Source organism: uncultured Nitratireductor sp. (assembly GCF_913053745.1).
In the GTDB taxonomy this organism is placed as follows: Bacteria; Pseudomonadota; Alphaproteobacteria; order Rhizobiales; family Rhizobiaceae; genus Nitratireductor.
In genome coordinates this window covers 20708-29998 of sequence record NZ_CAJXGF010000042.1, presented here as the reverse complement: position 1 = coordinate 29998, position 9291 = coordinate 20708, and the positions used below count along the sequence as shown (strand labels likewise).

The window sequence follows — 9291 nt, the reverse complement described above, 5'->3', positions numbered from 1 at the left end:
GCGCCGCCAGCATGGCGTCGCGACGGGCCTTGTAGAGCGGCCGGACCTCAGCCATGTGCTCGGCGAGATACCCCTCGGCGGTGTAGTAGACCGTCCGCATCGCCATGCGATCGTTGTGCAGGTCAATCAGCTGCCGCGCGGCGAGCATGAGCTCGAACAGCGGCGGCGGCGCCACCGCCCAGCCGGTCCGCACCGCCGGCGCGATCGTCTTCGAGAAGGTGCCGAGGTGGATCACCGTGTCGTCGAGCGCGCGCAGCGGCGGATAGGCCTCGCCTATGGCTTCACGGCCATCGAATATCGCAGCCAGGAAGCCTTCCACGACATCGTCGGCAACATGGCTTCCGGCGACAAGAATGTTGTCCCAGGTGACGAACATCATGGGTTCTTCGACACCGACGCGCACGGGTGCCGGGTCGACCTCCGAAAAGTAAAAGGCGGGCCGAACCTGCTGGATCTTCGCAAGCGTCTCCTCATTCGCGTCCACCTTCAAAAACCGCACCCCGCCGACGGAGGCATCGACTTCCGCGACCTTGGGGCCGCCAACTGCGAAGAAGGCACTGTCGACCCGGCCAGAAGCCATATCGTCGGACCCGCGGATCAGTTCGGGCACCGGCACCTGTTCAACGTCGTCCCAGTTCAACCCGCCGGCAGCGAGGATCGCGCTGATGTGCGAACGCGCTATGGGAAAAGCATCCCAGCCGGACGGCACGGAGCGGCCGGCAAGTTCCGATACGCTATCGATCCCGGAAGACGCCTTCACATAAAGCCCCACTGGAAACGGATTGATCCGCGCGACCGCGCGCAGATTGGGCATCGGTTGCTCGTACTCACCGCTTCCCTGGACTGCCGAGATCACGTCGTTGACATCGTTGAGAGAAAACTCCGCAAGCTTCTGGTCGAGCGCCTGCATCATCTGTGCGTTGCCGCCGTAAGGTTGCACGACGACACGCATGTCCGTGGCATTGCGCACTTCGCCCGCCATCACCGAGGCCATGGTGTTCCAGACCGACCCCTGTGGCGGTGTGGAGATCGAGCTCACCTGCGCGGCGGCCGAAGTCGAAATGCCCATGGCTGCAATTGCAGCTACAATTAGATGTTTCATGCGTCTTCCTCCCATTTTCCTTGTATCTCCCGGCACTTAACCGGCATCATCGATGCGTTTGGTCATTCGCGCTGCAGTCGAGTAACGTCGTGCCCACGGCCTTTGCCGCCGGTTCAGCGCTGTCCCGTTCCCGTGGTTGGTCGGCCTGCGTTCAGGCGACCTTTCGTGGCGTCACCAGAGCTTGTCGATCGATCTTTCCGGTTCCCGTCTTGGGCAGTTCGTTCACGAATTCGATGATGCGCGGATATTTGTAGGGCTGGAGAACCGTTTTCACGTGGGCCTGCAGTCGCGCCCGCTCCTCGTCATCACCGCGGCCTGAGCGCAAGCGTACGACAGCTCGCAAGGTCACCCGGCGATCGGGCAGTTCATGGGCCAGTACCGCACATTCGTGCACGTCGGGATGCTCGTTCAGGCAGCGCTCCACCTCGAGCGGCCATACCCACTGGCCCGAAACCTTGATAAGCTCGTCTGCCCGTCCCTGAAAATAGTAGTAGCCGTCGCGCTCGATGAAGCGGTCACCCGTGTAGAGCCAGTCGCCACGCATCGTGTCACGGGTCTTGTCGGGACGGTTCCAATAACAGGGAGCCGACGAATGCCCACGCACCAGCATGACCCCCTCCTCGCCCGGTTCGGCCGACTTTCCCTCCGGCGTTTCAAGCCGGATCTCATAACCGGGCACCCGCGCGCCAGCGGCGCCGAGGCGATGATCGTCCAGGCGGTTGGACAGATAGATATGGAGCATCTCGGTGGAACCCAGCCCCTCCGTCGGACCGTGTCCCGTCAGTGCCTTCCAGGAATTGTAGACATCCTCTGAAAGAATCTCGGCCGCCGACATGGACTGGCGAAGCGAGCCTAGGTCGCGATTCTCCACGCCTGCGCTGCGGCACAGCGCGGTATAGAGCGTCGGCAGGCCAAAAAGCACCGTGGGCCTGTGGGCCTCGATCGTGTCGAGAACCGCCTCGGCGCGTGGCTGTCCCGGCAACAATACCGTGGTGGCACCCACCGAAAACGGAAAGGTAATGGAGTTTCCGAAACCGTAGGCGAAATAGATCTTCGGCACGGAGAAGCATAAATCGTCCGGCGATAGGCCGAGAACATGACGCCCGAAACTCTCCTGCGAATATGCCATGTCATGATGCAGATGCACGATCCCCTTGGGTCGACCGGTCGAGCCCGAGGAATACATCCAGAATGCCATGTCATAGGGTCCGGTATCGGCGCATTCCAGCGTGTCCGGCTTGCCCTCGAGAAAGGCGGCTGCCGCCTCGAAGACGCTGCCGTCGCTGCCGTTTTCGGCGTTGGCCAGCACAACCTTGCGGATCTGTGTGCCGTTCAAAACCTCGCCCGAAAATTTTTCGCCCAGTTCCGCCTCGCACAAAGCGATGGTGGCGCCGGTGTCCTTGAGGAAAAAGTTCAGCGTATCCGCATTGGTCTGGATATTGAGCAGAACGGGAACGAAGCCCGCGCGCACCGCGCCAAAGAATGCAGCCGGATAGACGGGCGTATCGTCGAGAAAGAAGGGGATGCGTGCGCCCCGCTCGAGACCCGCCTGCCTGAAGGCATGCCCCCAACGCGCCGCCTCCCTGACAAGTTCGCCATATGTGCGCTCGCCACTTGGGCCGGTCACGGCGATCCTGTCGGCGTTGTGCGGAAGGTTGCCCCAGAGGATCTCCGAGCAGTTCGAATGATCTTCGGGACGGAAGCCGATTTCGGCAGCGCCGGGCGTGTCTGTGCCCACCGGATCGACAATGGCTTTTGACGCGTCGCCGGTCTCCGCCTCATAGCGCGCCATGAACTCGGGCGACATTCTGCGCAGCCGCTCCATGTCGACCCGGCCCGAGCGGGTAACGTAATCGAAGGCGAAATCGACCGGCGCGCGCTGCATCTTATCGCCAAAACCTTCATACCATTGGGCCGAGACATTGGCGGCATTGACGATCTTCCTGGCAATCGGCTTGCGCGCAGCCTCGAAAGCCGCAAGCCCGCTATCGATGTCGCTATGATCTGCAAGCGCCGAGACGAGGGCGATGGCGTCTTCCATGGCAAGCCGCGTCCCCGAACCGACGGAAAAATGTGCCGTGTGCGCGGCATCGCCAAGCAGGACCCGGCGGCCCGCTACCCAGTTCTCGCACCAGAGTTTTGGGAACTGGCGCCAGTTCGACTTGTTGGTGATGAGCGACGCGCCGCTGAGAACTTGGGCGAAATGCGCTTCGCAGGCACGTCGGCTTTCTTCCTCGTCCATTTCGGCAAAGCCGGCAGCGCGATAGGTTTCCTCTCCGCATTCGACGATGAAGGTGCTGCGGTCGGGTGCATAACGGTAATGGTGCGCGTTCATCGCTCCAGCATCGGTGCGAATGAAGGTCTGTGTCAGCGTCTCGAACGCTCTTTCGGCGCCGAACCATGCGAAACGATTGCCGAAATGGTCGAGCGTTTCGCCGAATCCCGCCGGGTCGCTCGCACGCACGACCGAGTTCAATCCATCTGCGCCAACCACGAGATCTGCGTCCTCGTGCGCCACGGCGTCCAGGTTTTCAAGCCGCGTATCGAAGCGGATCTGCACGCCCAGTGCCTGTGCGCGCTTGCGCAAAATCTCGATCAGCTCAAGACGACCGATTGCGGAGAAACCGACCCCATCCAGGACCACCCGATCCCCGGGGTGATTCAGGGTCATGTTCCTCCACCGTTCCATATGAGGGGTGATCAGATCATGGGTTTCGGGATCGTCTACGCGAAGGAAATCGAGTGCCTGATCCGAAAAAACGACTCCGAAACCGAACGTCGCGCCCTCCCGGTTCTGCTCCGTCAAACGAACACGCGCTTCCGGCATCCGGCGACGTAGCAGGATGGCAGTGTAAAGGCCGGCCGGCCCTCCGCCGATGATCTCGACGTTGCGAAGCATTCCCATTTTTCCTCCCAGGTCGAAACAACGGATCGACATCTGGACCCTAGCTCATTTTTTACGCATTATGCAATAGATTTTATATTAAGGAAAATTCATGCCCCATCATCATCGTCGGCATCGGGCGCTTTTCGGCGACTGCGATCCTGCTGGAATCGTCTACTATCCGCGCTTCTTCGCCTGGTTCGACCAAACCTTTCACGACTGGCTTCATGCGTATGGCGGGCATCGAGCCCTGTGCGCGCGTCTGCAGGCGATCGGCATCGGCCTGACGAATGCGGACGCCAGCTTCCGCAGTCCCGCCCGCGAAGGCGATCTGTTGGAAACCACGCTGACGATCTCCGAGTGGAACGCGCGCCACCTTTTGCTTGACTATGAAGTTCGCTGCGGCGACAGACTCGTCGCTTCGGGCAGCGAACGGCGCAGATTGTTCCAGCACGATGACAACCGCATCGTCGCCGGAGACATGCTCAGACTGAGGAAATTGATAGATGTCGGATAAACGGGAGAACATGGCCGGCAGCGTTTCCGGCGGCATCCAATCCGTCGACGTCGCGCTGCGGCTGGTGGGCGAGTTGGCCCAATGCGGCGGCCCGGTCACCCTGTCCGAGTTGGCTCGCCGCGCAGAGATGCCACCCAGCAAGGCGCACCGCTATCTGGCATCCTTCATCGCTGCGGGTCTGGTGGTCCAGGCCGGACGGTCGGGTAAATACGACCTTGGCCCGGCAGCCATGGAAATCGGGCTTGCCGCATTGGCCCGCCACGATTTCGTCAACCGGTCGGCCGATGCGCTTCCCGAATTGCGTGACGCCACCGGCATGACCGTCCTTCTTTCGGTTTGGGGCACGGAAGGAGCGACCGTTGTGCGTTGGGAACGGGCGCCAGCTCCAGTGATAACTTCCATGGGACTCGGGACCACCCTGCCGCTCCTCACCTCCGCTTCGGGCCGGATCTTTCTTGCATGGTCACCACCCGGGGCCATCGGCGGACATCTGGAGAAAGAGCTTGCCCTGACACGCTCGAACCCGACGCAGTCCCATCTGGACTACGATGTGGAAAACGTGAAGGCACTGCGCGAGCGTATACGCGAGGCCGGATTCGCCACCGTGGATGGGCGGTTCATACCGGGACTGGTCGCAGTTGCAGCCCCTGTTCTCGACTGGCAAGGAGAGGCTCAGTGCGCGATCACGCTGATCGGCACGGATCCGGCTGCCATTCGACCCGACGGAAAGGTCGTCTCCAAGCTTTTGGAATTCTGCCACGGCCAATCGGTCGCATTGCAGACCCAAGCCACAGGCTGATCGCCGGACAGCGGTTCAGGTACGTGGGATTTTCGCATGGCCATCAGTTCGGCCTGCGCCTCGCCTCTTCCGGCGTCGGTGCGCTCATTGAGGCAAGACGTTTCGATTTGGGCATCCAACGCTGCCATCGGAACCCGGTGTTCATAACACCCGCGGCTGTTCTAGATCATCGTCCAGTCCCGAATTTTCGAGCCTTGCTTACTTCATCTGATTGGCGAGGCCATCGGCCGCCTTGACCAACAGCCCCAGATCCACACCCGCTGCGACAAACTGATAGCCCCAATTCCGATAACGCATGGCATCCTCAGGATTGGTGGCGAGGATGCCGGCTGGCTTGCCGAGAGCCTTGAGTTTGTCGATCGCTACGCGCAAGGCTCTCTGTACGTTCTCATGCCCGGGATTCCCCAGATGGCCCAGCGAAGCAGCGAGATCGGATGGGCCAATAAACACGCCATCGACACCGTCAACGGTGGCGATATCTTCCAAAACCTCCAGCGCGACACCCGTCTCGATCTGTACAAGCACGCAGACTTCGCGATTGGCGACTTTGAAATAATCCTTCGCGCGACCGTAGCGGCTGGCGCGCGTGCTGCCCGCGACACCGCGAATGCCCTCCGGCGGATAGCGTGTGGCCTCGACGGCGGCACGCGCTTCTTCGGCGTTCTGCACGAACGGCACCAGAACCGTCTGCGCACCGATGTCGAGAACGCGCTTGATGAGCACCTTGTCGTTCCAGGCGGGGCGCACGATGGCCTCGGCGGAACCGCTGGACGCCGCCTGCAACAGCGGATAAAGCCCCGCCACTTCCACAGGCGAATGCTCGCTGTCGAAAAGAAGCCAGTCGAAACCGGCATCCGCCAGCGCCTCGGCAGCAATGGGGCTGCACAAGCTGCTCCAAAGACCGATCAGCGTTTCGCCGGCCAGAAGCCGTTTCTTGAACGTGTTCTCCAGGCTCTTCACGGCAGACCTCAAACGAACTGAACGGCAACGCTGCCGAGCGGACCGAAATCCGCATGAAGCGTGTCGCCCTTCTGCGCCCAGACGGGCCGGGTGAAGGAGCCCGACAGCATCATGTGGCCGGGTTCCAGCGTGATGTCGAACGGCGCCAGCTTGTTGGCGAGCCAGGCGATCGCCATGGCCGGATGGCCGAGCACACCGGCAGCGAGGCCCGTCTCCTCGATCTCTGAATTCCGGTAGAAGACCGCACCGACCCAGCGCAGATCCACCTCGTCCAGGCGTACCGGCCGGCCGCCGAGCACGATGCCGGCGGCAGCGCCATTGTCGGCGACCGTGTCGAAGATCTTGCGCGGCTCGGTGACGCGCGCATCGATGATCTCGATGGAAGGCACCACATATTCGGTGGCGCGCAACACGTCGATCAGACCCACATTCGGTCCCTTGAGCGGTTCCTTCAGGATGAAGGTCAGCTCCGGCTCGACGCGCGGAACGCAGAAATTCTCGAAGGGCACCTTCGCGCCGTCGTTCAGAATCAAATCGTCGAACAGATAGCCGTAGTCGGGCTCGTCGATCTTCGAGCTGGCTTGCATCGCCTTGGAGGTGAGGCCGATCTTGTGGCCGATGATTTTCGCGCCAGCCTTGACCCGTTCCTCGGCCACAGCAGACGAAATGGCGTAGGAATCCTCGATCTGAATGTCCGGAAACATTTCCGAGGGGCGGCGGCCCTGCACCTTCGTGCGGTGGCTTTCGAGCAGGGAGCGCACCGCTTCCCCGCGCTGTTCTTCGCTAAGCATGATGGATGTCCTCCAAAGCAATTCCAGCAAAAGTGGAAACCGGCTTTTCGTCCGGAATTGCACAAAACAAAAGTTAGAGCTTCACGCAGACATTGCGCAGTTCGGTGTAGAATTCGAGCGAGTGGACGCCGCCCTCGCGGCCGATACCCGACCGTTTCGAGCCGCCGAAAGCAGTGCGCAGATCGCGCAGGAACCAGCAGTTGACCCAGGTGATGCCGGCGTCAATCCGGCCGGCAACGCGATGGCCGCGCGACAGGTTCGTGGTCCAGATCGAGGTCGCCAGCCCATAGGGGCTGTTGTTGGCAAGCTGAATCGCCTCCTCTTCGTCGTCGAAGGGCGTGATATGCGCGCAGGGACCGAAAATCTCGTCACGCACGACCGGAGAATCCTCCGGCAAGCCGGTCCAGACGGTCGGCTCCACCCAGCTTCCGCCATCATAACCCTGAATGGCGGGCACACCGCCACCGGCGAGAATCTCGGCTCCGGCGGTCTTTGCTTTCTCATAATAGGAGAGCACCTTGCTGCGATGCTCCTCGCTGATGAGCGGTCCCATCGTCGTTTTCCGGTCAAACGGATCGCCATAGGCATAAGTCCTCGCTCTTGTAGCGAGCTTCTCCGCCACCTGATCGAAGATGCCGCGCTGGACGTATAGCCGTTCGGTGCCAAGGCAAACCTGCCCCGTATTGGCGAAGCAGGAGCGACCGAGACCCTCTATGGTGATGTCGATATCCGCATCGTCGAACACAATGCCCGGATTCTTGCCGCCAAGCTCCAGTGAAACGGGGCGAACGCCGCGCGACGCCGCCGCCATGATGGCCTCACCCGTCGCCGTTTCACCCGTAAAGGTGATCGCATCCACGTCCGGGTGGCTCGAAAGAAACTCACCAGTACTGCCGCCGCCGAAACCATGCACCACATTGTAGACGCCTTCTGGAATGCCGGCGTCATTCATCACCTCGCCAAGCAGCGTGGCGGTGGCAGGCGTTTCCTCCGAGGGCTTCACCACCACCGTGTTGCCGCAGGCCAGCGCCGGCGCGACCTTCCACGTCATCAGGAGCAGTGGCAGGTTCCACGGGCAGACGACGCCGATGACGCCACGCGGCATGCGGATCGCGTAGTTGAGCGCCCCGGCACCATCCGGCGTCGCCATCTCGAACGCCTCGGTCGCGACGCTGGCGATCTGGTCTGCGAAAACGTTGAAATTGGCCGCGCCACGCGGAATGTCGATATGGCTGGCGATTGAGACCGGCTTGCCCGTATCCATGATCTCGGCGCGCAGAAACTCGTCGAAGCGCGCATTGATGCCGTCGGCCACCTTTCGCAGAAGCGCGATGCGCTCCTGCACGCTCAGCTGTGCCCATGGACCCCTGAGCGCCTTTTTCGCCGCCGACACCGCGGCATCCACATCCTGTTCGCCCGCAGCGGAGACAAGCGACTGCACCTCGCCCGTGGCCGGGAAACGGTTTTCAAACAGTTCGCCGGTGCCATCGACAAAGCGGCCATTGATAAAATTCTGAATACGCTTCACGTAGTCTCGTCCTTCTTGCGGAAACTCAGAGTTCGGGATCGCCTGCGGTGAGGAAGTCCCACATGCGCTCGAAAATGCGGCCGGCCTTGGTGGCCCGCTCTTTCGCCCCTTCGGCGGAGAATGTCGGCGGTGCGTCGGCAAGCCCGGCTGCCAGCGCTTCCAGTTCGACGCGGCAGGCATCTTCCAGATACCAGGCAAGCACGATGGCCTCTTCCAGCGTGTCTCCCGCCGTCACCGCGCCGTTGCCGCGCATCAGAACGGCACGCGCATCGCCCATGGCGGCAAAGACACCCTTAGCCTTTCCATCGTCGCGCACCAGTTGCGGGTCGTCCCAGAGCGGCGGCTCCGGCGCGAAATAGGCCCCGAATCCGTGACGCGCCTTTGGCGATCTGCCGAGCGCTGCAAGCGCCATCATCTTCGGCGACATGAAGCGCGCCACGCCACCCACTGTCGGCCGGTTAAGATAGATCTCCTGATGGATGCGCACCTCGCCCAGAACACCGTCGGGCAGCGGTCCGCTCACCGGCACCACCGTGCAGGCTTCACCCCGCTCCACCAGCCCCATGGGTTGCGGCGGGCAGACGAGGAAGCGCTCCGCGTCGATGCGCGCCGAGCAATGGCCGTAGGCGTGGGCGAGCCCATGCCTGCCGAGCGCCCTTGCCGCCACGCGCACCTTGCGCGCAAGATCGTCCATATCGGTCTGTGTCACG

General features: G+C 62.0%; 8 protein-coding genes. 2 read left to right on the top strand and 6 right to left on the bottom strand.

All coding sequences use genetic code 11. The annotated features are described in order from the left end of the window. Positions 1-1102, bottom strand: a 1102-nt coding sequence (locus tag QZ638_RS09215) for a TAXI family TRAP transporter solute-binding subunit (RefSeq protein ID WP_295809208.1), incomplete at its 3' end; no start/stop codon positions are given. Between the two features lie 151 nt (positions 1103-1253). Then, complete coding sequence (locus tag QZ638_RS09210; RefSeq protein ID WP_295809206.1) at positions 1254-4007, bottom strand: benzoate-CoA ligase family protein; 2754 nt, start codon at positions 4005-4007, stop codon at positions 1254-1256. 91 nt (positions 4008-4098) lie between these two features. Here QZ638_RS09210 and QZ638_RS09205 point away from each other — a divergent pair, with 91 nt between their 5' ends. Both QZ638_RS09205 and QZ638_RS09200 read left to right on the top strand, forming a co-directional pair. Then, positions 4099-4503, top strand: a complete 405-nt coding sequence (locus tag QZ638_RS09205; protein WP_295809203.1) for an acyl-CoA thioesterase — start codon at positions 4099-4101, stop codon at positions 4501-4503. Continuing rightward, the gene (locus tag QZ638_RS09200; RefSeq protein WP_295809201.1) at positions 4493-5302 is read left to right on the top strand and encodes an IclR family transcriptional regulator; all 810 of its coding nucleotides are present in this window, start codon (positions 4493-4495) and stop codon (positions 5300-5302) included. The genes QZ638_RS09205 and QZ638_RS09200 overlap by 11 nt, the downstream gene beginning before the upstream one ends. Before the next feature lie 198 nt (positions 5303-5500). On the opposite strand, the gene QZ638_RS09195 is transcribed toward QZ638_RS09200, so the two are convergent. The 4 genes from QZ638_RS09195 to QZ638_RS09180 all read right to left on the bottom strand — a co-directional run bounded on the left by QZ638_RS09195 (position 5501) and on the right by QZ638_RS09180 (position 9290). Further along, the gene (locus QZ638_RS09195; RefSeq protein ID WP_295809199.1) at positions 5501-6262 is read right to left on the bottom strand and encodes an HpcH/HpaI aldolase/citrate lyase family protein; all 762 of its coding nucleotides are present in this window, start codon (positions 6260-6262) and stop codon (positions 5501-5503) included. An 8-nt stretch (positions 6263-6270) separates the two neighbouring features. Beyond that, positions 6271-7053 (bottom strand): 2-oxo-hept-4-ene-1,7-dioate hydratase, encoded by a 783-nt coding sequence (hpaH, locus tag QZ638_RS09190; protein WP_295809195.1) that lies wholly within the window; start codon positions 7051-7053, stop codon positions 6271-6273. 73 nt (positions 7054-7126) lie between these two features. Further along, entirely contained in the window at positions 7127-8581 is a 1455-nt protein-coding gene (locus QZ638_RS09185; RefSeq protein WP_295809192.1) for a 2-hydroxymuconic semialdehyde dehydrogenase, read from the bottom strand. Positions 8582-8606: 25 nt separating this feature from the next. Continuing rightward, positions 8607-9290, bottom strand: a complete 684-nt coding sequence (locus QZ638_RS09180; RefSeq protein ID WP_295809188.1) for a class II aldolase/adducin family protein — start codon at positions 9288-9290, stop codon at positions 8607-8609. Position 9291 lies beyond the last annotated feature (1 nt).

Excerpts from the sequence above, each read along its gene's own strand:
- QZ638_RS09210 (WP_295809206.1), bottom strand. The coding sequence starts at position 4,007 with ATGGGAATGCTTCGCAACGTCGAGATCATCGGCGGAGGGCCGGCCGGC.
- QZ638_RS09205 (WP_295809203.1), top strand. The coding sequence starts at position 4,099 with ATGCCCCATCATCATCGTCGGCATCGGGCGCTTTTCGGCGACTGCGAT.
- hpaH (WP_295809195.1), bottom strand. The coding sequence starts at position 7,053 with ATGCTTAGCGAAGAACAGCGCGGGGAAGCGGTGCGCTCCCTGCTCGAA.
- QZ638_RS09200 (WP_295809201.1), top strand. The coding sequence starts at position 4,493 with ATGTCGGATAAACGGGAGAACATGGCCGGCAGCGTTTCCGGCGGCATC.